Origin of the sequence: Geodermatophilus marinus, assembly GCF_003428645.1 — a bacterium.
Classification (GTDB): domain Bacteria; phylum Actinomycetota; class Actinomycetes; order Mycobacteriales; family Geodermatophilaceae; genus Geodermatophilus.
Genome location: NZ_QVQH01000015.1, coordinates 55452 through 77272, shown reverse-complemented (window position 1 = coordinate 77272; position 21821 = coordinate 55452). Strand labels below are relative to the sequence as shown.

General features: G+C 78.2%; 20 protein-coding genes and 1 pseudogene. 14 read left to right on the top strand and 7 right to left on the bottom strand.

Annotated features, from left to right (window positions below; translation table 11 throughout):
- Nucleotides 1-11: 11 nt before the first annotated feature.
- The 4 genes from D0Z06_RS16330 to D0Z06_RS16315 all read left to right on the top strand — a co-directional run bounded on the left by D0Z06_RS16330 (nucleotide 12) and on the right by D0Z06_RS16315 (nucleotide 3841).
- Entirely contained in the window at nucleotides 12-890 is an 879-nt protein-coding gene (locus tag D0Z06_RS16330; RefSeq protein WP_158580006.1) for a universal stress protein, read from the top strand.
- A 20-nt stretch (nucleotides 891-910) separates the two neighbouring features.
- On the top strand, nucleotides 911-1447 hold the full coding sequence (locus D0Z06_RS16325) for a flavodoxin domain-containing protein (RefSeq protein ID WP_199522364.1): 537 nt from the start codon (nucleotides 911-913) through the stop codon (nucleotides 1445-1447).
- Nucleotides 1448-1584: 137 nt separating this feature from the next.
- Nucleotides 1585-2064 (top strand): pyridoxamine 5'-phosphate oxidase family protein, encoded by a 480-nt coding sequence (locus tag D0Z06_RS16320; RefSeq protein WP_158580005.1) that lies wholly within the window; start codon nucleotides 1585-1587, stop codon nucleotides 2062-2064.
- 70 nt (nucleotides 2065-2134) lie between these two features.
- Nucleotides 2135-3841, top strand: coding sequence for a GAF domain-containing sensor histidine kinase (locus tag D0Z06_RS16315; protein ID WP_117378606.1), 1707 nt, complete (start codon nucleotides 2135-2137; stop codon nucleotides 3839-3841).
- A 25-nt stretch (nucleotides 3842-3866) separates the two neighbouring features.
- Here D0Z06_RS16315 and D0Z06_RS16310 read toward each other — a convergent pair whose 3' ends face one another.
- Complete coding sequence (locus D0Z06_RS16310; protein WP_304999760.1) at nucleotides 3867-4559, bottom strand: response regulator; 693 nt, start codon at nucleotides 4557-4559, stop codon at nucleotides 3867-3869.
- A gap of 125 nt (nucleotides 4560-4684) precedes the next feature.
- On the opposite strand from D0Z06_RS16310, the gene D0Z06_RS26750 reads away from it, so the two are divergent.
- Together D0Z06_RS26750 and D0Z06_RS16300 are read left to right on the top strand one after the other, a co-directional pair.
- Entirely contained in the window at nucleotides 4685-5290 is a 606-nt protein-coding gene (locus tag D0Z06_RS26750; protein WP_117378645.1) for a flavodoxin domain-containing protein, read from the top strand.
- A gap of 42 nt (nucleotides 5291-5332) precedes the next feature.
- On the top strand, nucleotides 5333-6331 hold the full coding sequence (locus D0Z06_RS16300) for an Acg family FMN-binding oxidoreductase (RefSeq protein ID WP_117378605.1): 999 nt from the start codon (nucleotides 5333-5335) through the stop codon (nucleotides 6329-6331).
- A 42-nt stretch (nucleotides 6332-6373) separates the two neighbouring features.
- Here D0Z06_RS16300 and D0Z06_RS16295 read toward each other — a convergent pair whose 3' ends face one another.
- A complete protein-coding gene (locus tag D0Z06_RS16295; protein ID WP_158580004.1) occupies nucleotides 6374-8839 on the bottom strand; it encodes a bifunctional acetate--CoA ligase family protein/GNAT family N-acetyltransferase in 2466 nt (821 codons plus the stop codon).
- Between the two features lie 367 nt (nucleotides 8840-9206).
- Here D0Z06_RS16295 and D0Z06_RS16290 point away from each other — a divergent pair, with 367 nt between their 5' ends.
- The 5 genes from D0Z06_RS16290 to D0Z06_RS16270 all read left to right on the top strand — a co-directional run bounded on the left by D0Z06_RS16290 (nucleotide 9207) and on the right by D0Z06_RS16270 (nucleotide 12431).
- Entirely contained in the window at nucleotides 9207-9491 is a 285-nt protein-coding gene (locus D0Z06_RS16290; protein ID WP_117378603.1) for a DUF1876 domain-containing protein, read from the top strand.
- A gap of 119 nt (nucleotides 9492-9610) precedes the next feature.
- Complete coding sequence (locus tag D0Z06_RS16285; RefSeq protein WP_199522363.1) at nucleotides 9611-10075, top strand: Hsp20/alpha crystallin family protein; 465 nt, start codon at nucleotides 9611-9613, stop codon at nucleotides 10073-10075.
- Between the two features lie 125 nt (nucleotides 10076-10200).
- The gene (locus tag D0Z06_RS16280) at nucleotides 10201-10572 is read left to right on the top strand and encodes a hypothetical protein (RefSeq protein ID WP_147332068.1); all 372 of its coding nucleotides are present in this window, start codon (nucleotides 10201-10203) and stop codon (nucleotides 10570-10572) included.
- 201 nt (nucleotides 10573-10773) lie between these two features.
- Nucleotides 10774-11058 (top strand): DUF1918 domain-containing protein, encoded by a 285-nt coding sequence (locus tag D0Z06_RS16275; protein ID WP_233517739.1) that lies wholly within the window; start codon nucleotides 10774-10776, stop codon nucleotides 11056-11058.
- Nucleotides 11059-11228: 170 nt separating this feature from the next.
- Nucleotides 11229-12431, top strand: coding sequence for an Acg family FMN-binding oxidoreductase (locus tag D0Z06_RS16270; RefSeq protein ID WP_147332067.1), 1203 nt, complete (start codon nucleotides 11229-11231; stop codon nucleotides 12429-12431).
- Between the two features lie 37 nt (nucleotides 12432-12468).
- On the opposite strand, the gene D0Z06_RS16265 is transcribed toward D0Z06_RS16270, so the two are convergent.
- The gene (locus tag D0Z06_RS16265) at nucleotides 12469-13188 is read right to left on the bottom strand and encodes a hypothetical protein (protein ID WP_199522362.1); all 720 of its coding nucleotides are present in this window, start codon (nucleotides 13186-13188) and stop codon (nucleotides 12469-12471) included.
- A 264-nt stretch (nucleotides 13189-13452) separates the two neighbouring features.
- On the opposite strand from D0Z06_RS16265, the gene D0Z06_RS16260 reads away from it, so the two are divergent.
- Nucleotides 13453-15036, top strand: a complete 1584-nt coding sequence (locus tag D0Z06_RS16260; protein WP_158580003.1) for an HNH endonuclease signature motif containing protein — start codon at nucleotides 13453-13455, stop codon at nucleotides 15034-15036.
- Between the two features lie 66 nt (nucleotides 15037-15102).
- Here D0Z06_RS16260 and D0Z06_RS26745 read toward each other — a convergent pair whose 3' ends face one another.
- From D0Z06_RS26745 to D0Z06_RS16245, 4 genes and pseudogenes are all read right to left on the bottom strand, one after another.
- Complete coding sequence (locus tag D0Z06_RS26745; protein WP_255419353.1) at nucleotides 15103-16089, bottom strand: HAD-IC family P-type ATPase; 987 nt, start codon at nucleotides 16087-16089, stop codon at nucleotides 15103-15105.
- Between the two features lie 82 nt (nucleotides 16090-16171).
- A pseudogene (locus D0Z06_RS27175) lies at nucleotides 16172-17314 on the bottom strand (HAD-IC family P-type ATPase); the annotation flags it as partial.
- A 260-nt stretch (nucleotides 17315-17574) separates the two neighbouring features.
- Complete coding sequence (locus tag D0Z06_RS16250; protein WP_233517738.1) at nucleotides 17575-18213, bottom strand: class I SAM-dependent methyltransferase; 639 nt, start codon at nucleotides 18211-18213, stop codon at nucleotides 17575-17577.
- A 123-nt stretch (nucleotides 18214-18336) separates the two neighbouring features.
- Nucleotides 18337-19524, bottom strand: coding sequence for a cysteine--tRNA ligase (locus D0Z06_RS16245; RefSeq protein ID WP_117378599.1), 1188 nt, complete (start codon nucleotides 19522-19524; stop codon nucleotides 18337-18339).
- A 275-nt stretch (nucleotides 19525-19799) separates the two neighbouring features.
- On the opposite strand from D0Z06_RS16245, the gene D0Z06_RS16240 reads away from it, so the two are divergent.
- A complete protein-coding gene (locus tag D0Z06_RS16240; protein WP_117378598.1) occupies nucleotides 19800-20912 on the top strand; it encodes an RDD family protein in 1113 nt (370 codons plus the stop codon).
- 52 nt (nucleotides 20913-20964) lie between these two features.
- Nucleotides 20965-21816, top strand: a complete 852-nt coding sequence (pdxY, locus tag D0Z06_RS16235; RefSeq protein ID WP_117378597.1) for a pyridoxal kinase PdxY — start codon at nucleotides 20965-20967, stop codon at nucleotides 21814-21816.
- Nucleotides 21817-21821: the final 5 nt, after the last annotated feature.

The following is a 21821-nucleotide window of genomic DNA, read 5'->3' as shown; positions in this document are numbered from 1 at the left end:
GGAGGTCCGACGTGAGCGTCCCCCAGCGGCCGGTCGTGGCCGGTGTCGACGCCTCGCCCGAGGCGGCCCGCGCGGTCGCCCTCGCGGTCGAGGAGGCCGGGCTGCGCGGCGCGCCCCTGCGCCTCGTGCACGCGCTGAGCTGGCCCGCGGCCGACCTCACCACCTCCGCCGGGCGGCTGGCCGGGGCGGTCCGGCGCAGCGCGGAGTCCCTCGTGGCCGAGACCGCGGCCGGGGCGGAGGCCGCACTGGGCGCCGGCCGGGTGGGCTGGGAGGTCCGCGACGGGCACCCGGTGGAGGTGCTGCGCGCCGAGGGCGCCGGCGCCCAGCTGCTGGTGGTGGGGAGTCGCGGCAGCGGCGGGCTGTCCGGGCTGCTCCTGGGCTCCACGGCCGGCGGCGTGGTCCTGGACGCGCCCTGCCCGGTGGTGGTCCTCCCGGACGAGACCGCGGTGCGCGCCCGGGACCGGAGGTCGGTGGTCGTCGGCGTCGAGGGGCGCCCCGGCGACGAGGAGGTGCTCGCCGTCGCCTTCGCCGCGGCGGCGGCCCGCGGCACCGACCTCGTCGCCGTGCACGCCTGGCAGGACGCCGCCCTGGACACCGCTTTCCAGTCCCTGGGCCCGGTGGCCGACTGGGCCGGTGTGCTCGACGCCGAGGAACGGCTGCTCTCCGAGGCGCTGGCCGGCTGGCACGACAAGGACCCCGCCGTCCCGGTCCGCGAGCTCGTCGTCCGCGACCGCACCGCGCGGGCGCTGGTCGCGGCCGCGCTGGGCGCCCAGCTGCTGGTCGTCGGGCACCGGCGGCACCGGCTGGCCCGGCTGGGCTCGACCACCTACGGCGTCCTGCACCGGGCCGGCTGCCCGGTGGCCGTGGTCCCCCTCGGCGGGTCGCGGTGACCGCGGCGCACGGACCCCGGGTGCTGGTCACCGCGGCGAGCCGGCACGGCGCGACCCACGAGATCGCCCGCGCCCTGGCCCGGGACCTGGCCGCCTCGCCGGCCGGGCGGGCCGCCGGGCTCACCGCGGTGCCGGCCACGCTCGAGTCCCGGCCCGATCCGGCGCCCTACGACGCCGTCGTCCTCGGCAGCGCCGTCTACGCCGGCCGGTGGCTCGAGGTGGCGCGGGAGTACGTCTCGGAGCGGGCGGAGGTCCTGCGGGGCCGGCCGGTCTGGCTGTTCTCCAGCGGCCCCATCGGCCCCCCGCCGCACCCGCCCGACGAGCCGCACGACGCCGTCCCCGTCGCCGCGCTGGTGCGCGCCCGCGGCCACCGGGTCTTCCCCGGCCGGCTGGACCCGGCGCTGCTCTCGGTCGGGGAGCGGGCCATGGTCACCGCGATGCGCGCCCCCGTCGGGGACGTCCGCGACTGGGCCGCGGTGCGCGCCTGGGCCGAGCAGGTCGCCGGTGAGCTCGCCGGTGAACCGGCGTCGGTCGGTGCGCCGGACCCGCGCGGCTGACACCGGCCGACGCGGGACGTCCGGCCCCCGCCGCCCCGGCCGTCCCGGCCGGTGGTCGAGCGGCGGCACCGTCGAGCACACGGCGGTGCCGCCTTCCACGGCTTCCGCGGCCGGAGCCGCGGTGCGAGGAGAGCAGCGTGCCCACGACCGACCCCGACCGCCTGGTCGAGCTGCTCGACCACGGCGAGTGCCGCGACCTGCTGGCCGGCGTCCGGATCGGCCGCCTCGGCTTCACCTGCGACGCGCTCCCGGCGATCCAGCCGGTGACCTTCCGGCTGCACGGCGACCGGGTGGTCATCCCCGCCCGCGCCGGCAGCCGCATGGTGCCCGGCACCCGGGGCGCGGTGGTCGCCTTCCAGGCCGACGCCTTCGACGCGGAGACCCGCACCGGCTGGACGGTCACCGTGGTCGGCCCGGCCCGGTCGGTGACCGACCCCGTGGACGTGGCCGCGCTCGACGGGCTGCCCTGGCCGGGCGCCCTCCGGCCGGACCGCCGCTACATCTGCGTCGAGCTGGGCATGGTCAGCGGCTGGCGGGCCGTCCCCGACCCCGCGGTCGCCGTCGTCCACCCCTCCCCCGACGGGGGCCGGCTCCGGCGGGCCGGTCACGCCGGGTGACGCCGGGCACAGCACTTCCTCCCGGTCCGGGGACCGTGCCAGTCTCGGGGGCCGAGGAGGTGGTCCGACGATGACGAGCACCCCGGGGTCCCGGCGGGCCGTCGAGTCGCCCCTGGCGGGCATGCGCCTGACCGAGCTGCTCGAGGAGGTCCAGGAGCGGCTGGCCACCGTCGCCCGCAGCCAGACCCGCGTCCAGCACCTGCTCGACGCGTTCCTCAGCGTCTCCACCGGGTTGGACCTGGAGAGCACCCTGCGGCGCATCGTCGAGGCGGCCGTCGACCTGGTGGACGCCCGCTTCGGCGCGCTCGGCGTCCTCTCCCCCGGCGGCGGCCTCGCCGCCTTCATCCACGTCGGCATCGACGACGAGCTCGCCGCCCGGATGGGGTCCCTCCCCGAGGGCAAGGGGGTCCTCGGGCTGCTGATCACCGAGCCGTACCCGCTGCGCATCCGCGACCTCGCCCAGCACCCGTCGTCGGTGGGCTTCCCCCCGCACCACCCCGAGATGCACTCCTTCCTCGGGGTCCCCGTGCTCGTCCGCGGCGAGGTCTTCGGCAACGTCTACATCACCGAGAAGCGGCACGGGGAGTTCACCGCCGAGGACGAGGCCGTGCTCACCGCCCTCGCCGGCGCGGCCGGCATCGCGATCGACAACGCCCGCCTCTACGAGGAGGGCGAGGCCCGCCGCCGCTGGATGACCGCGGTCTCCGACGTCCGCGCGTGCCTGCTGTCCGAGGCCGGCGAGGACGAGGCGCTGGCCCTCGTCGCCGCCCGGGTGGCCGAGCTGACCCGGGCCGACGGTGCGTGGGTCCTCGTCGGGCCGGCGGACGACGGCACGTACACCGTCCGCGCCCAGGCCGGGGACGGGCTGGAGCCGTCGGTCGGCGTCCACCTGCACCCGGCCGCCAACCCGGTGCTCGACGCGGTCACCGCGGCCGACGCCGTGGTGACCGTCGACGGCAGCGGGCTGGACCACGAGGGCCCCGACGCGCACATCCCCTGGGGGCCGTGCACCGGCGTGCGGCTGCGCGGCAGCCACGCGGAGGACGCCGTCGTCATCGCCGCCCGCCGGGCCGGGGAGGCCCCGTTCCCCGCCGCCCTCGGGGCGCAGCTGTCCACCTTCGGCGACCAGATCGCCGCGGCGCTCGACATGGCCGCCCGCCGGCGCCTGGCCCGCCAGCTCGACGTCTACGAGGACCGCGACCGCATCGCCCGCGACCTGCACGACCTGGTCATCCAGCGGGTCTTCGCCGCCGGCCTGAGCCTGCAGGCGGTCCTGCCGCGGGTGCCCGACGCCGACGCCCAGGAGCGGATCCGCCAGGTGGTCCACCAGCTCGACGAGACGGTCCGCGACATCCGGACCACCATCTTCGACCTGCACAGCGCCGACGGCGCCGACCCGGGCGCCAGCCCGCGGCGGCGGGTGCTCGACGTCGTCACCGAGACCGCCGGTGACGCCCTGCGGCCGACGGTGCGGATGTCCGGCGCGGTCGACAGCCTGGTCACCGGCGACCTGGTCGCCGACCTCGAGGCGGTGGCACGGGAGGCGGTGAGCAACGCCGCCCGGCACTCGGGGGGCCGGCACGTCACCATCACCCTGGACGTGGCCGACGAGGTGGTGCTCGAGGTGACCGACGACGGCCGGGGCATCGACGCGCGGGCCGCCCGCAGCGGCCTGCGCAACCTCACCGACCGAGCCGTGCGCCGGGGCGGCGGGTGCACCGTCGAGGCGCTGCCGGGGTCCGGCACGCGGCTGCGCTGGTGGGCGCCGCTGCGCTGAAGGAGCACCCCGCGGGTGACCCCCGCTACCGGGGGGTGCGCGGGGTGTTGCGCAGCTCGGTGGCGAGCACCGCGGCCTGCGTGCGCCGTTCGAGGCCGAGCTTGGCCAGCAGGTGGGAGACGTAGTTCTTGACGGTCTTCTCGGCGAGGAACATGCGCTCGCCGATCTGCCGGTTGGTCAGGCCCTCGCCGATCAGCTCCAGCACGGTCCGCTCCTGCTCGCTGAGCTTGGCGAGCGGACCGGCCGGCTCGGCGGCGCGCCGCAACCGGTCCAGGACGGCGGTGGTGGCCGTGGGGTCGAGCAGCGAGCCCCCGGCGGCCACCGCGCGCACCCCGCTGACCAGGTCCGAGCCGAGGATCTGCTTGAGCAGGTAGCCCGAGGCACCGGCCATGATCGCCTCGAAGAGCGCCTCGTCGTCGCTGTAGCTGGTCAGCATGATCACCTTGAGGTCGGGCATCTTCGAGCGCAGCTCGCGGCACACCGACACCCCGTCCCCGTCCGGCAGCCGCACGTCCAGGACGGCGACGTCCGGCCGCAGGGCCGGGACCCGGGCCAGGGCCTCGGCCGCGTTCTTCGCCTCCCCGACGACCGTGATCCCCGGGTCGCCCTCCAGGACGTCGGCCACCCCGCGCCGGACCACCTCGTGGTCGTCGAGGAGGAACACCCGGATCTGCTCCCGCCCCGCGCCGCCCGCCCGGCCGCCGTCGCTCTCAGACACGCGCCCAGGCTAGGGCGTCGGCGGCGGCCGGTGCTCAGGGTCCAAGGTCCTGCGTGACGGAGTGCCCGGTCCCTCGCGACCTCCGGCCCCTCGCGGTCCCGGCGCCGGCCGGGCAGCGTGCGGTCATGGAGCGGACCAGGGTGCTCGTCGCCTACGCCACGGCGGCCGGCTCGACGCGGGGGATCGCCGATCGCATCGCCGACCGGCTGCGGGAGGTGGTCGGGGACGCCGCCGAGGTCGTCGTGCGCCCGGCCGACCCGGAGCTCGACGTGCGCTCCTTCGACGCGGTCGTGCTGGGGAGCGCCGTGCACGACATGGCGTGGCTGCCGGCCGCCACGCACCTCCTCCGCCGGGCCCGGGTCACGCTCGGGGACCGCCCGCTGTGGTGCTTCAGCGTGGCCGGCGTGGCCCCGCGCGACCCGGTGCGCCGCCTGGTCACCGACCGCGAGCTGCAGCGGGTGGAGCGGGGCTTCCCCAGCGGCCTCGCCCCCCGCGACCACCGCCTCTTCGGCGGCGTCGTCGTGCTCCGGGGGATGCCGCTGTGGGGCCGGCTGTTCTGGCTGGCCCTGGGCGGGCGCCCCGGCGACCACCGGGACTGGGCTGCCGTCGACCGCTGGGCCGACGGGATCGCCGCGGCCCTGCCCACGGTCCGCCGCGCCGCCTCCCCCGCCGGGGACGAGCGGCCCGCCGCCCGGGGGACCTCGGCCGTTCCCCCCGCCCCCGGCCGCTGACCACGCCCGGGACCCACCCGCCCCACCGCCCGAGGAGCTGCCGTGCTCACCGCCTCCCTCGACCGCAGCACCGCCCGCACGGTGGTCGCCCTGGCCAACCGGGCCCCGTCGGTGCACAACTCGCAGCCGTGGCGGTGGCGCATCGGCCCGTCGTCCCTCCACCTGTTCGCCGACCCCGCCCGGGCGCTGCCGGCCACCGATCCCGAGGGCCGGGACCTGCGGATCAGCTGCGGCGCCGCGCTGCACCACCTGCGGGTGGCGCTGCTGGCCACCGGGCTGGGTGCGCGCGTGCACCGGCTGCCCGACCGGCACTCCCCCGGCCACCTCGCCGCGGTGGAGACCGTGCCGGCCCGCCCGGCCGCCGACGACCTCGCCCTGGCCCGGGCGATCGAGACCCGGCGCAGCGACCGCCGGGTGTTCTCCACCTGGCCCGTGCCGACCGGGTTCCTGGCCGACCTCGCCGCCGCCGCGGCGGCCGAGGGTGCCCGGCTGGTCGTCCTGGACGACGAGCGCCGCCGGCTCACCGTGGCCCGGCTGGTGCGGGAGGCGGCCGTCGAGCAGGCGCTCACCCCGGGCCTGTCGCGGGAGACCGCCGTCTGGACCGGGCGGAGCCGGTCGGCCCGGGACGGCGTCCCGGCCGCCAACGTCCCCACCGACCCGGCGGGGACCGTGCCCGTGCGGCGCTTCTCGGCCGGGGAGCAGGCGCAGAACGCCCTGGGCCGGGGCGAGTCCGACGGCACCGTGCTGGCCCTGCTGACCACGGCCGCCGACGACCCGGTCGACCAGCTGCGCGCCGGCGAGGCCCTCAGCGCGGTCCTGCTGACCGCCACCCGCGCCGGGCTGGCCACCGACCCCGTCAGCCAGCCGCTGGAGGTGCCCGCCACCCGGGCCGAGCTGCGCTCGACCTGCCTGGGCGACGACGGCGAGCCGCAGCTGCTGGTGCGGCTGGGCTGGGCCCCGCTCGCCGCCGAGCCGGTGCCCGCCAGCGCCCGGCTGCCGGTGGACGAGACCATCGACGCACCGGACGCCCCCTGGGCCTGACCGGCGACCCGGGCGGCGCCGCGCTCGGCTGGCCCGGCCCGGTCAGCCCGGCGGCTCGACCCGGACCCGGACGTCCAGGGCGGTGGCCCGACGCGACGTCGCCACCAGCGGGTTGACCTCGATCTCGGCCACCTCCGGGAGGACGTCGGCGATCCAGCCGACCCGGCGCACGCAGTCGGTGACTCCGGGCCGGTCCAGGGCCCGGCCGTGCGCCGTGTCGCACAGCCCGGTGCCGTCGAGCATCCCCTCGGCGTCGGCGTCGCCCACGGGCGCCAGCCGGTGGACGCGGTGCCCGAGCGCATCCGTGGCCCGGCCGCCGGGACCCAGCACCACGACCGGCCCCGCGGACGGGTCCCGGACCGCACCGACCAGCAGCTCGTCACCCGGCGGCACCAGCGGCTGCACGACGGCGCCCAGCCAGGCCTCCCCCGCCCGCGCCCGGAACCCGGCGACCACCGCGGCGGCCTCGGCGGGCCCGTCCACCGGCAGGCGCAGGTAGCCGGCGTCGCCCTTGTGCACGACACCCGCGACGTACCCCTTCACCACGACCGGCCCCCGGTGGGTGCGCGCGGCGGTCCGCGCCTCGTCGGCGCTGCGCACCCAGGCGGACGGGACCGCCCGGAGGCCCGCGGCGCGGCAGAGCGCGGACACCTCGGGCGGCAGGAGCCAGTCGCCCGCGGGTGCGCGCGACAGGACCGCGGCGAGCGCCTCCCGGGCGGCCCGCACGTCGACGGAGGCCGGCGCGTGCGCGGGAGCCGCCGGCCGGGTCAGCCACTCCCGGCGTCGCGCGGCGACGGCGAGGGCGCGCGCCGCCGCGGCCGGGCTGGTGACCGACACGAGGAAGCGGCCCTCCGGGGCGCCCGGCAGCTCGAGGCGCTCGACGGTGGTGGCCCGGGTGAGCCGGACGTCGACCACGGGGGTGGCCCGCCCGGCGGCCGCGGCCGCCGCCGCCCCGGCGACGACGCCGGGGGCCGGGTCGCTCACCGCCGTCGGGGCGGTCACCGTGACGACGGCGCCGACGGCGGGGCTGTCCAGGAGGAGCCGCAGCGCGTCGGCGAAGACCGGCGCGTCCACCGCGGCACCGGTGTCCACGGGGTTCCCCGTCGTCGCCAGCGGGGACAGCAGCGCCCGCAGGCCCTCCTGCACGTCACCGGGCAGCGGGTCGACCCGCAACCCGGCGGCGACGCAGGCGTCGGCGGCCAGCACGCCCCCGCCCCCGACGTTGGTGAGGACGGCGACCGCGCGGGTGCCCGGGAGCGGCTGCCCGCGCAGCAGCGCCGCCACCGTCGCCAGGTCGCCCGGATCGCCGACCGACGCGATGCCGGCCGCGGTGTAGGCCGCCTCCCGGACGACCTCGGGCGTCGCGGACCCCGCCGTGTGCGAGGTGGCGGCGCGCCGGCCCGCCGGGGAGGTGCCCGAGGTCAGGGCGACGACCGGCACCCGGGCCGCCAGGTGGGCCGCGGTCGGGACCAGCCCGCGCAGGTCCGGCTCGGACTCGGCGTAGACGGCGACCAGCGAGGTGCCGGGGTCCTCGTCGAACCACGCCAGCACGTCGCGGACGCCGACGTCGAGGGCGTCCCCGACCGCGACCATCGCCGAGAGCCCCAGGCCGAGGTGCTGCCAGGCGGTGGTCGCGGCGATCGCGATGCCACCGGACTGCGCCACCAGGCCGACGTCCCCGGGCTCGGCGGTGCCCGCCGCGAAGGTCGTGTCGAGCCGCCCCGCGCCGCCCGGTCCGACGACGCCCACGGTGTTCGGGCCGACCAGCCGCATCCCGTGCTCGTCGACCAGCCGGGCCACCTGCTCGATGAGCCCCGGGACGGCGGCCAGCCCCGAGGAGAGGAGGACGATCCCCCGGACCCCGCGCTCCCCGCAGTCCCGCACGACCTCGGCGACGGCCCCGGCCGGCACGGCCACGACGACGAGGTCCGTGCCGCACGGGAGGTCCGCGACCCGCGGCCGGCACGGCACCCCCTCGACGGCGGCGGCGTGCGGGTTGACCGCCAGCACGGCACCCGGGAAGCCGGCGTCCTTCAGCCTGCGCAGCACCGCCCGCCCGACGGAGTGCTCCCCGGAGCCGGCGCCCACGACCGCGACCGACCTCGGGCGGAGCACCGGCCGGAGCGAGGCGGCCGCGGCCCGGCGGTGGCGCTCCTCGGTGGCGGCGGCGTACCGCGCGTCGCGGTGCAGGGCCACCTCGATCCGCAGGGACGGACCCTCGCGGGTCACGCCGAGCGGCAGCCCCAGGTCGCTGAGGACGCGCACGGTCCGGCCGTCGTCCGCCGGGACGTCGGCCAGCAGCGTGCGGATCCCGGCCCGCAGGCACACCGCGGCCAGCTCCTCCAGCAGCGCCGTGGCCACACCGTGGTCCCGCCACTCGCGCGCCACCACCACGCCGACCTCCGCGGCCTCGCCGCCGACCGGGAGCATCCGCACGGTGCCGACGACCCGCCCGCGCACGACGGCGCCCAGGGCCAGGGCACCCGGGGCCAGGGCGCCCGGGGTCACGGCACCCGGAGTCACGGCACCCGGGGCCGTGGGCCGGCCCGTGGCTGCGCCGGGGTGCTCCGGGTGGCCGGCGTCCTCGGGGTCGAGGGGCCGGATCAGGGCCGGCACGCCGTCCGACAGGAGCACCCGGACCCGACGGCGACCACCGGCGCCGTCGGCCCGGGGAACGCCGGGGGGCACCGGTGCCCGCGGGACCGGGGGGCCCGGGCGCAGGTCCCGCGACTGTGCGGTCACGGGACCACCGTCGGCCCGCGGCCAGGCCCGGGCAGGGGCCGGAAGTCCCTCGGCGTCCGGCCTTCCGGCCGCTTCTGCGCCCGCGGGGGCAGGAGCAGGGTCGGCAGCGCTCCGCTCCCCCGAGGAGGTTGACATGGACAAGGCCAAGACCTGGAGCGTCCGGGTCGACATCGGCGAGCACGACGGGCGGACGCGCGCCGTGGCCCACCTCGAGACGCAGGACACCGACCGGGAGGGCGACGACAGGCTCGTGGGCGTCGGCTTCGCCCGCCTCAACCCCGCCGATCCGGACGTCCCCGAGATCGGGGACGAGATCGCGGTGGCCCGGGCGCTGTCCGACCTGGCCCGCCGCCTGCTCGACACCGCGGGCGGTGACCTCGAACAGGTCAGCGGCGAGCCGGCGCACCTGGTGATGTGAGCGCCCCGGGGAGAGGGTGCAACGGGTCTTCCGGACAGGACCTCCGGCCCTGCTCCACCGGCCCGGCGCCCACCCAGGGTGGAGGTACCCGAGCCGGACCGTCACGGAGGAGGAGACCGATGACCGCCCTGCAGGAACGCGGCAAGCCGACCCTCGAGTCGCCGTGGAGCCGCCTGGACCGCCTCTTCGACGAGTGGATGCGCACCATGCCGATGCGCCGGCTGCTGGGCGAGGCGCCCGGCGAGGCCGTCATCCGCGTCGACGAGTACCGCGACGACGACACCCAGGTCATCCGCGCCGAGCTGCCCGGCATCGACCCCGACCGGGACGTCCGGCTGACCGTCTCCGGCGGGATGCTGCGCATCGACGCCGAGCGCCGCGTCGAGGAGCGGACCGAGGAGAAGGGGTACACCCGCCGCGAGCTGCGCTACGGCAGCTTCAGCCGCACCCTGCCGCTCGCCGAGGGTGCCACCGAGGACGACATCACGGCCGGCTACAAGGACGGCGTCCTCGAGATCCGCGTCCCGGTGGCGTCGGCGGAGGTCCGCAACGAGCCCCGGAAGATCCGGGTCGAGCACGGGTGAACCGGCACCCGCACACCCGGCACCCGCAGCCGCCACCCGGGCTCCCGTCCCCCGGCGGCGGCTACGGGACGGGGACCGCACCGGAGACCCGCCGCGCGGACCCGCGCACGGGACAGGAGGTCACGATGGCCCGACGTCCACCGCCCGGCACCCCGTGGGAGCTGCACAGCGGACCCAGCCGCGTCACGGCGGTCACGCCCGCGGGGACCGTCGCCGAGGCCCGCGTGACGGAGCAGGACGAGCAGGTCGTCGTCGAGTTCTGGGCCGACGAGCCCGGCCTGCCGGCCGAGCTCGGCGAGCAGCTCGTGACGCGGGCCTTCGCGCTGCCCGCCGTCCGCCCGCACCACCCGGTGCTGGTCTGCGTCCCGCGGCACAGCGGCACGGTGCTCGACCAGGCGCGCCGGCGCGTGCAGGACCCGCGGACGCGGGTGGCCGGGGTGACGTGCCTGGTCGAGGGGCGGGTCGGCGGCCCGGCGCCCGTCCCGTCCCCGCGCTGACCGGCCGCCGGGGACCGGGAGGGCGTCGTGGCCGGCACGGGCAGCGCGGACCGACCCCCCGGCCGGGTCGTGGTGGGCCTCGACGGGTCCCCCGCAGCCGACCTGGCACTGAGGGGACCGGCCGGGCGATGGCCCCGAGGTGGAGGGCGTGCCGGCCGTGCACGCAGGGCCCGACGTCCGTGCCGGCAGAGCCGCCCGGCCGTGGTGCCCACCGCCGGCCTCGTCCCGGCCTGGTGTCCTGGCCGGGACCCGTCCGAGACCGAGGAGGCCGCCGTGCACGCCGAGGTGGGTGACTGGCTGGTGGTGCACAGCCGGAGGGTGGACGACGGCGTCCGCACGGGCCTGATCACCGCCGTCCCCCATGCCGACGGCAGCCCGCCCTACGTCGTCCACTGGCTGGACGACGAGCGCTGGAGCGTCGTGTTCCCCGGGCCCGACGCCACCCTCCGGCCGCACGCCCCGCACGGGCGCGGACCGGCGACGTGACGCCGCCGAGCTGACAGCGCATCCGGCAGCGCCCCTCCGGCAGGCCCCGGGGTCCCCGGGGTCCCTGGGGCGACGGGGTCGTTGGTCGTCCCGGCCGGGGACCGCCGCCCGGTGCGGCGCCCGGGCCGCCGGGCGGAGGCTCGGACCGGTCCACCCCAGGAGGGACTCGCATGGCTCTCCCACCTCCCCCCGCACCTCCTCCCTCCCCCGCCGCTCCCCCGCGGCCCCTGCCCGACCTGCTGGAGGAGGCCGCCGACGCCGCGATGGCGGCACCGTCGGTCCACAACACGCAGCCCTGGCGGATCGTGCTGCACGCCGACCGGCTCGACCTGCGGGCCGACCGCACCCGGCAGCTGACCACCGTCGACCCCGGCGGCCGGGAACTGGCCCAGAGCGTCGGCGCGGCCCTGTTCAACGCCCGGGTGGCCCTGGCCGCCGGCGGGTGGGCGGCGCAGGTGCACCGGCTCCCCGATCCCGAGGACCCCGACCTCCTGGCCGTCGTCCACCCGGTCGCGAGCGGCCCGGACCCCGCCCTGGCCGCCCTGGCCGCCGCCGTCCCGCAGCGGCACACCGACCGCCGGCGCTTCAGCGGCACCCCGGTGCCCGACGACCTCCTGCGGCACCTCACCGCCGAGGCCGCGCAGGAGGGCACCGAGCTGCTCCCGGTGGTGCGCGAGGAGCACCGGCGCCTGCTCGCCCGCCTCACCCGGAAGGCCGACCACCTCCAGAACGCCGACGCGGCCTACCGCGCCGAGATCCGGCGGTGGACCACCCGCCGTCGCGGCGCGGGCGACGGGGTCCCCGCGTCGGCGGTCCCGCACGTCGACGACCGGCAGCGCGACGACCGGCAGCGCGACGACCGGCAGCGCGACGACCGGCAGCGCGACGACCGGCAGCGCGGCGACCTGCCGCTGCGCGACTTCGACACCACCGGCGCCGGGGCGCTGCCCGCCGACCACGGTTCCGGCCCCGACCAGACCCTCGTGCTGCTCGCCAGCCGCGAGGACGACCAGCACGCCTGCCTGCGGGCGGGGGAGGCGCTGGAGCGGGTGCTGCTCGGGCTCACCCGGCTCGGCTGGGCCGCGAGCCCCGTCACGCAGGCGGTGGAGGTGCCCCGCACCCGCGAGCAGCTGCGCTCGGCCCTCACCGGGGGCGCCCACCCGCAGAACGTGCTCCGCATCGGGCGCGCCGTCCCCGGGCCCCCGACACCGCGGCGGCGCCGGGACGCCGTGGTGGAGAACAGCACCCGCCCACCCGGTCCGCCGACCGCCCCGCACCACGCCGGACCGACCGGCTGGCCGGTGGCCGGGCCGGCGGCGCCCTCGGGCCGCCGGCCGGTCTCCGACGGGCGCGGGGGGACGACCTGGTCGTGACCGCGGCCGCACCTGCGGCGCCGGGTCGCCGGACCGGTCAGCCCGGTGCCCGCCGCGAGCCGGTCCCCCCGGCGCCACCCGGGTGACCAGCGCCCTCGGGCGCGGCCCGGAACAGCCGCACCAGCCCGTACCCCGTCACCACCGCGACGGTGACGGCCATGGCGACGCCGCCCGCGACGCCGATCGCGGCCACGACCGCCGGCGCCTGGCCCGGCTGCCAGAGCGGCGTGGTGAGGCCGGCGAACACCGCGAGCCCGGCCAGCCAGCCGGCCCCGGTCCACCCGATCCAGCGGGCGCTGCGGGGGACCACGCGGCGCAGCACCGTCCACTGGGCCACGCCCAGCGAGGCCAGCAGCAGCAGCCCGGCGGTCAGCCCGGCGAGCACCTGCACGCTCCCGGGCCACCTGCCGATCGCGTCACCGAGCGCGGCAGGGGCCAGCCCGAGGGCCCACGCGACCGCCGCAGCGGCCGCCGTCCGCAGCGTCCAGTCCCGCCGCGGGAGGCCGGGCCGCACCCGCGCCAGGACGCCCCCCTGCGCCCAGCCGAGCACCGCCCCCTCCCCCGCGCCGGCGGCCACGAGGGCGGCGTACGCCCGCGGGTCGCCCGGGTCGTCGGCCCCGGCGAGCACGGCCAGCGTGGGCACGAGGAAGCCGAGCGCCTCCCCGGCCGTGGTGGCGACCACCCAGCGGCGGAAGAGCACCCGGTCGGCGTCCGGCGTGGCCCGGCGCCCCGCGGGGAGGGCGGTGTCGCTGCTCACCCCCTCAGCGTCCGCGCCCCGGCGCCGGGCGGCTCAGGGCTGGAGGTCCCCTCCCCCGGGGACGGCCGTCCCGCCACGCCGGGTCGCACCGTCGCTCGTCGTCCCTGGTCAGCGCCCGGAAGTGTCGTACCTGCCGGATAGCTTCGGGTCGTGTTCACCGGTGGCGCGTTCGGGGTCGGTCTGGCCGTGGCCGACCTGGCCGGGGCTGCCGCCCAGGAGTCTCCGCCGGGCGAGCGTGCTGCGCGCCTGTCGGAGGTGCTACCGGTGGAGGCACGGTCGGCCGGCGAGAAGGCCTTCGAGCTGGGCCGGGTGCAGCAGTTGAAGGCCCGGCTCGCCGCCTACGAGGCAGAGCTGATCGCCGGGCTGGCGGCCGACCGGCCCGATTCCGCCGACCGGCGGCCGGAGCAGCCGGGGGCTCCCGTGCACGACCTGCCCGGCCCCGGCACCCCGGACGGCGCCAGCGAGTTCTTCGCCGACGAACTGGCCTTGGTCCTGAACTGCAGCCGCACCCAGGCCTCGGTGACCGCCGACGACGCGCTCACCCTGGTCGAGAAACTGCCCGCGACCCGCGCCGCCCTGGCCGACGGGCGGCTGGACTGGCCCCGGGCCCGCGCCATCGCCCGGGAGCTCGGCTGGAAGGCGCGCGGCACCGATCCCCGGGTGATCGAAGCGGTGGAGGCCGCGGTCTTGCCCATCGCCGGCGAGCTGTCGGTGTCCGCGCTGCGAGCCTTGGTGATCCGGGAGCTGCTCGCCCGGGACGCCGACGCCGGCGAACGGCGCCGCCGGGATGCGGAGGCCGCGGCGGACGTGACGGTCAAACCGCTCGGCGACGGCATGAGCGAGCTGGTGGCGCGGATGTCGCACCCCCTGGCGGTGGCGTGCCGGGGCGTCGCCGATGCGCACGCCCGCGCGGCCAAGGCCGCCGGGGACCCGCGCCCGCTCGGCGTGCTGCGTGTGGCGGCGCTGACCGACCTGGTCCTGCGGCCCTGGGCGGTCGACGGCGAGACGGTCACCGCCCACCTCGAGGTCGTCGCGCCGCTCGATGCGCTGACCCCCGCCCGGTTCCTCGCCGACGGCGGCTCGCCCCCGGCGGCGTTCCGCCCACCCGGCTCGGCCCCCGCCCCCACCGGGAGCGTGAACGGGGAGCCGATCACCGCCGGCCACCTGCGCGAGCTGCTCACCCAGCTCGACTCGCTGTGCCCCGGTGGTCTGCAGGCCCCGCCCGGCGGCAGCCTGTCCATCGCGCTGACCGATCCGGACGGCACGCTGCGCGCGGTGGTCGACCGTCGGCAGCTCGAACGGCTGGCCCGCCGCGGTTGCCCCGCCCATCCCGGCGGGGACTGCGGCTGCCCGGTGCTGGACCGGCCCGCGCCCACCGACGCCTACCGGCCGACCGACGCCCAGCGGCTGTTCGTCCGGACCCGCGACCGCACCTGCCGCCACCCCGGTTGCGGCAACCGGGCCGGGTGGGCGGATCTGGACCACGTCGTACCGCACGCCTGCGGCGGCGAGACGGATTGCGCGAACCTGTGCTGCCTGTGCCGACGGCATCACCGGCTCAAGACGCACGCGCCCGGGTGGCTCGTCCGGATGGGCCCCGACGGCGTCCTGACCGTGGAAGCCCCCAGCGGAGTGACCCGGACCAGCCGGCCACCCGTCCAGCACGAGGCGCGAGGTCGCCCACCCGGCGGCACGGGAGCACCGGGGCCGCCCGCACCGCCGGGGCCCGACCCACGCAGAGGACCGCCCGGCGGCCGTCCGCCGATGCTGCCGGTCACCGGTTCCCGCCTGCTCGCCGGTGCGCCCGCGCCGCCGGCCGACCCCGCCGACGACCCCCCACCCTTCTGACCCGACCGACCCGGTACCGCGGAGGGGCCTGCCCGTCCGCGGTACCGGCGCGCCCAGGGACGGCCGTCACCGGGCCCGGTGGGGACCCGGCACCCCGGCAACCGGTGCCCGGCGCGCCGGCGGACGAGCGGACCCGCGCGGCCTGGTCCCCGCGGCGGCCCGGACGTCCCTGGTCGCCCGCCAGACGACCTCGACGAGGACCGTCCCTGCGGCGCCGGCGACCAGCCCGAGCAGCACCAGCACCGGGGTGACCACCAGCAGCAGCACGTCCTCGGCCACCAGCGGCACGCCCACCGCGAGCCCGGCGATGCCGGCCAGGGCGGCGACCAGCGCCACCTTCCACGCCGTCAGCGGCCGCGACAGCACGACCACCGTCCAGAGCGCCACCACGAGGACCGCCACGGTCGCCGCCGTCCGCGCGCCGGCCACCCCCGTGCCGGGCTCCAGCCACCGCGCGGCGGCGTAGCCGGCGTAGGCGACGGCCCCGGTGATCGCCCCCGTCGGGAGCGAGAACCACAGGACCCGGGGCAGGAAGCCGGGCACGTACCGCCGCCGGTTCGGCGCCAGCGCCAGGACGAAGCCGGGGATGCCGATGGTCACCGCCGAGATGAGAGTCAGCTGCACCGGGGCCAGCGGGTAGGCCACCGCGGTGGCCACGGTGATCAGGGCGAGCACCAGCGAGTAGACGTTCTTGACCAGGAAGAGGTTGGCCGCCCGCTCGATGTTGGCGATCACCCGGCGGCCCTCGGCGACGGCGACCGGCAGGTGCGCGAACCGGCCGTCGAGCAGCACCAGCTGGGCCACCGCACGGGTGGCCGGCGAGCCGTTGCCCATGGCCACCCCGATGTCGGCGTCCTTGAGCGCGAGCGCGTCGTTGACCCCGTCCCCGGTCATCGCCACCACGTGCCCCCGGCGCTGCAGCGCCTGGACCACGGCCCGTTTCTGGTGCGGGGTCACCCGGCCCACCACGCCGACCGACTCCAGCAGCTCGCCGAGCGCGTCGGGGTCCTCGGGCAGGGTGCGCGCGTCGACGGCGTCCGCGGCCCCGGTCACCCCCGGCACGCCGACGGCCGCGGCGACCGCCCCCCGTGCGGGGGTTGTCGCCCGAGAGCACCCTGAGCGCCACACCCTGCTCGGTGAAGTAGCGCAGCACGTCGGCGGCGTCCTCGCGCAGCCGCTCGGCGAGGACCACGAGCGCCGCGGGGCGCAGGCCGCCGGGGAGTGCCGGTTCACCGCCGTCCTCCCCCGCGGGCCCGCCGGCCGCGGCGAGCAGCAGCACCCGCCGCCCCTCGGCGGCCAGCGCGTCGGCGCGCGCCCGCGCCGACGCCTCCTCCGGACCCGTGCGTGCCGGCAGCACCACCTCGGGGGCGCCGAGCACCCACGTCCCGCCCGGGGTGGTGACCGCCGACCACTTGCGCGCCGACGAGAACGGCACGACGGACACCGGCGGCGGGCCGGCCGGCGCGGGGAAGGCGGCCGCGAGGGCGGCGGCGGTCGCGTTGGCGGGGTCGGCGGCGGCGAGGCCGCCCAGCGCCGCGGCCACCTCGCCGTCGCCCCCCTCGCGCAGCGGGACCAGGCGGTCGACGCGGACGTCGCCGTGGGTCAGCGTGCCGGTCTTGTCCAGGCACACGACGTCGACGCGGGCCAGCGCCTCGACGGCGGACAGCTCCTGCACCAGCGTCTGCCTGCGGGCGAGGGTCACCGTGGCGAGCAGGAAGGCCAGCGTGGTGAGCAGCACCAGGCCCTCGGGGACCATGCCGACCAGCGCGCCGACCGTGCCGGTGACGGCGTCCCGCCAGCCGTCGTTGTCGGGGCTGCGGAACTGGCTCCACAGCACCAGCGGGCCCACGACGAGCAGCCCGACGGCGATCCAGCGCAGCAGCCGGTCGGTCCCGGCCACCAGCTCCGACCAGGTCCGGCTGAAGCGGCGGGCCTCGGTCGCCAGCCGGGCGGCGTAGGCGTCGTCGCCCACGGCGGTGGCCTGGACCAGGCCCCGGCCGGCGACGACGAACGAGCCCGACCAGACCGGGTCCCCCGGCGCCTTCGCCACCGGCTCGGACTCCCCGGTGAGCAGCGACTCGTCCACCGCCAGCCCGGCCGCCTCCCGGACCACCCCGTCGGCGGGCACCTGGTCGCCGGTCGCCAGCCGGAGCAGGTCGTCGAGAACCACGTCGGCGACCGGCAGCTCGGTCTCGGTGCCCTCACGCAGGACCCGGGCGCGCGGTGCGCTGAGGACCGCGAGCCGGTCGAGGGTCCGCTTGGCCCGCAGCTCCTGCACGATGCCGATCACCGCGTTGGCGACCACCACCCCGCCGAAGAGCCCGTTCTGCCAGCGGCCGGTGAGCTGCACCAGCACGAAGAGCACCGCGAGCAGGCCGTTGAAGAAGGTGAACACGTTGGCCCGGACGATCTGGCCGACCGTCCGGCTGGTCCGCACCGTGGTGGCGTTCGTCCGGCCGGCGGCGACCCGCTCGGCGACCGCGGTCGCGGCCAGCCCCGTCGCCGGCGTCGGCGGCCGGGGCGGGAGCTCCACCAGGGTCACGCTCGCACCGCGCTGCCCAGCACGTGCGGGGAGGTGGGGGCCGGCAGCCGGGTGTCCGGCCAGCGGAACCGCTCCACGGGCGCGAGGCGGAACCCGGCCGCGGCCACCGCGGCCGCGGTGTCCCGCCCGGTGTGGCAGCCGCCGGCCAGCCGGGGCCAGACGGTGCGGTCGAGGACGTCCTGCACCCGGGCCCTGCCCGGCGTGCCGGCGCGGACGTGCTCCCAGAAGGCGAGCCGGCCGCCGGGCCGGAGCACCCGGTGCAGCTCGGCGAGCGCCGCGCCCTGGTCGGGGACGCTGCAGAGGACCAGGGCGCAGACGGCCGCGTCGAACGAGCCGTCGGCGGCCGGCAGGTGCTCGGCGGTGCCGGCCACGACCGTCACCGGGACCGGGGCGGACGCCGCGGCCCGGCGGGCCAGCTCCCGCAGGTGCGGCTCGGGCTCCACGGCGACGACCTCGGTCACCGTGGCCGGGTAGTGCGGGAAGTCCGCGCCGGAGCCGGCCCCGACCTCGAGCACCCGGCCGGAGAGGCCGGCCAGCAGCCGGCGGCGGTGCCCGGCGGCTCCGGCGCGGTCCATCGCCGGGGCCAGCCGGGCGTACACGCGGGCGAACACGGGGTGCGAGCAGGTCCCGGGCACCCCGCCATCCTGGCCTGCACCGACCGCGGCGGACCCGGCCGGACGTCCGGCCCGGGCCGGGACCTCCGACCCGGGCCCGGACCGGGGCCCGGTCGGGTGCTCGAGGCCGGGGTCCCGGCGGCGTCAGCCCAGCGCCAGCACCCGGACCAGCAGCCGGGCGGCGTCACCGCCCTCGGCCACGGCCACGTCGAGGGCGCCCGGGACGTCGAGGTCGTCCAGCAACCGGTCGGTGACGGCCCGCGCGGCGGCCGGGGAGGAGGACGGCCGGCCCGCCGCGGAGAACAGCGCGTCCAGCCTGGCCTGCGCCTCCCCCAGCAGCCCGGGGCGGAACTCCCAGGGGCGGCCCCACGGGCGGTCGAGCACCAGCAGCCGCAGCACCGGGCCGGTCGCCCGCCCCAGCAGGTCGGAGACGAGGGTGAGGTTGCCCGTGGACTTCGCCATCTTGGCCCCGTCCTGGTGCACGGCACCGACGTGCACCTGCGCCCGGGCGAAGGGGGCGATGCCGGCCGCGGCCTCGGCCATGGCCGCCTGGTGGGCGTGGTGGGGGAAGGCGAGGTCCGCCCCGCCGACGAGGACGTCGACGCCGTGGCCGAGCGTGGCGGTGGCCATCGCTGCGCACTCGGCGTGCCAGCCGGGCCGGCCCCAGCCCCAGGGGCTCGGCCAGGCGGGGTCGCGCTCGCCCGACGGCCGCCACACCGGCACGTCGGACGGGTCCTCCCGCAGCGCGTCGGCCGGGTCGCCGTCCGGGGTGTCGCCGAACTCGGCCGACAGCTGCCGGGCCCGGTCGGGGTCGAGGCCGGCCCGGGCAGCGACGTCCCCGGCGCGGAAGAGCACGTACCCCTCGCGGACGTAGGCGCGGTCGGCGCGCAGCAGGGCCGCGGCCAGCTGCTGGACGTGCGGGATGTGGTGGCGCGCCCGCGGGGCGTGCGTCGGCGGGCGGACGCCGAGCGCCCGCATGTCCTGCTCGAAGGCGAACTCCTGGGACAGCGCGAACTCGTCGTAGTGCCGGCCCCGCGCGTCGGCGGCACGGGTGAGGACGTCGTCGACGTCGGTGACGTTGCGGCTGCTGACCACCTCGGCGCCGGACAGGCGCAGCACCGCCCCGAGCACGTCGGCCCAGACGAACGTGGCCGCGTGCCCGAGGTGGGTGACGTCGTAGGGCGTGATGCCGCAGACGTAGACGCGGGCCGGGCTGGTCACCGGCACCGGCCGCCCGGCCAGCCGCAGGTCGCCGGTGCGCAGCTCGACGGGTTCGGCGACCCGGCCCGCCGCGCCGACGACACCGGAGGAGGTCAGGGGAGGCACTGCCATGCCACCCATCCTGCCCGGCCGCTCCCGGCGGTCGCCGGTGCCCCGGCCGGCTGCCGGCCACGGCCCGCTGGGCCGCATCGACGAGGTCGCTGACGAGCGATGGCGACGCCGGGCCCATCCACGAGGACATCCGGAGGCCGCCCCTCGGTGTCGGCGTCGAAGAGAGCACATCGAGGAGGGCGACAGGTCCACACGGGAGCGGCTCGACAGCTCTCGCGTACGACGACCCTCGGGCTTCGTGCCGAACCCGCGGCTCGTCGGTCAGGGGGTTCGTGGTGGACGACGAGTCGACCGGGAACCGCGGGTCCGAGCCGTCGTCGGGCATGCAGGCGCCCAGCTCGGGACGACCTCCTCCCGAGGAACTCGCACCGGCCCGCCTGCCAGCCCGTGTCGCCGCCGGGTCGATCGACCTGCTGGTCGTGGTCGCGGCAGTGGCCGCGGTCGGTCAGCCCTTCCCGCCGATACTGCCGCTCGGCGTCTTCGTCCTCTACCACGGAACCCTGACCTGGTGGACCGGGCAGACGCTCGGCAAGGCGCTCCTCGGGCTCCGGGTGGTGCGGCCGGGCGGCAACAGGTCGGCCTGGTGGGCGTTCGCCCGGTCCGGGCCCGGCTACCTCCTCCTCGGCTTGGCCGGCTTGGGGCTGCTCACCAGCGCGTTCGACCGCGACCACCGGGCCCTGTACGACATCGCGCTGGGCGGAGCAGTCGTCCAGGAGACGGATGCGGTCAACCGCCCCCGCGGCCTCCTGGACCGACTCGTCGCCTACGCCGAGGCGCACCAGAAGGCCGCCACCGAACGCACCAAGACCCTCACGGTGCTGCTCGCCCTGTGGGCCTGGGTGGCAGGCCTCGGGAAGGCGCTGCAGAAGGTGCTGGATGTGATCAGGGGATCCCCACCGACTCGCGGCCCCTCCGCTCTCGCCACGGTCTCCTCGAAGGCTGCCGCGGCGGTGGCCGCGACGGCCACCGTGGTCGCCACCGCCTTCCCGCTGGCCGGAGCCGTGGGGACCTGGCTGTTCACCGACATCCGTGTCTTCGGAGAGCCACCCGCTCCGACGGGTGCGGCTGCGGATCTCCCCGCGACGGAGTCGTCCGGGGATGCGGTCGAAGCCTTCCTCGAGGACTACGGATTCCGTCCGACTGCACCGTGCCAGGTGCTGGGCGACCCCGGACACGAGCTCAGCGATCCCGCGATGGGCGTCAGGATGTGCTACGTCCTGACCGACGCGTCGAGCACCGTGCACACCTACCGCGTCGCGGTGGCCTTCAGCGACGTCGGGGGCGCCTCGGTGACCGCCCGGCGGAGCGCGGACGGCACGTGGAGCATCCGGTCCAGCCCCGAGGTGCGCGCCTGGCTCGTGGACGAGGCGCAGCGCGGGGGCCAGTAGTCGGGCGGAGGGCCTTCGAAGAGCGTGTGGCCGCTGTGCGACCGTTCTGCGCATGGTCGCCGTCCTCTCCGTCCAGTCGCACGTCGCCTACGGTCACGTCGGCAACTCCTCGGCCGTCTTCCCCCTGCAGCGCCTCGGCATCGAGGTGTGGCCGGTGCACACCGTGCAGTTCTCCAACCACACCGGTTACGGCGCCTGGCGCGGGCGGGTCTTCGACGGCCCCGCCATCGAGGAGGTGGTCGACGGCATCGCCGAGCGCGGGGTGCTGGGCGGCGCCGACGCGGTGCTGTCGGGGTACCTCGGCTCGGCCGACATCGGGCACGCCGTCGTCGGCACGGTCCGGCGGGTGCAGGAGGCCAACCCCGCCGCGGTCTACTGCTGCGACCCGGTCACCGGCGACGTCGGCCGGGGGGTGTTCGTGCGGCCCGGGATCCCGGAGTTCATGCGGGAGGTCGCCGTCCCCGCCGCCGACGTGGTCACCCCCAACCACTTCGAGCTCGACCTGCTCGCCGGCGCGGAGACCCGGTCGCTGGCGTCGGTGCGCGACGCGGTGGCCGCCGTCCAGGCGCTCGGCCCGCGCGTCGTGCTGACCACCTCGCTGGTCACCGACGACACCCCGGACGGCGCCGTCGACCTGCTGGCCAGCGAGGGCGGGCGGCACCACCGCGTGCGGACCCCGCGGCTGGGGGTCTCGGTCAACGGCGCCGGCGACGCGATCGCCGCGCTCTTCCTGGCGCACTGGCTGGACACCCGCGACGCCGGCACCGCGCTGGAGCGGGCGGCGGCCTCGGTGTACGGCCTGCTCAAGGCCACCGAGGACGCCGGGTCGCGGGAGATCCTGCTGGTGGAGGCGCAGGAGGAGGTCGTGACCCCGTCCCGGACCTTCCCCGTCGAGGAGGTCTGAGCGCC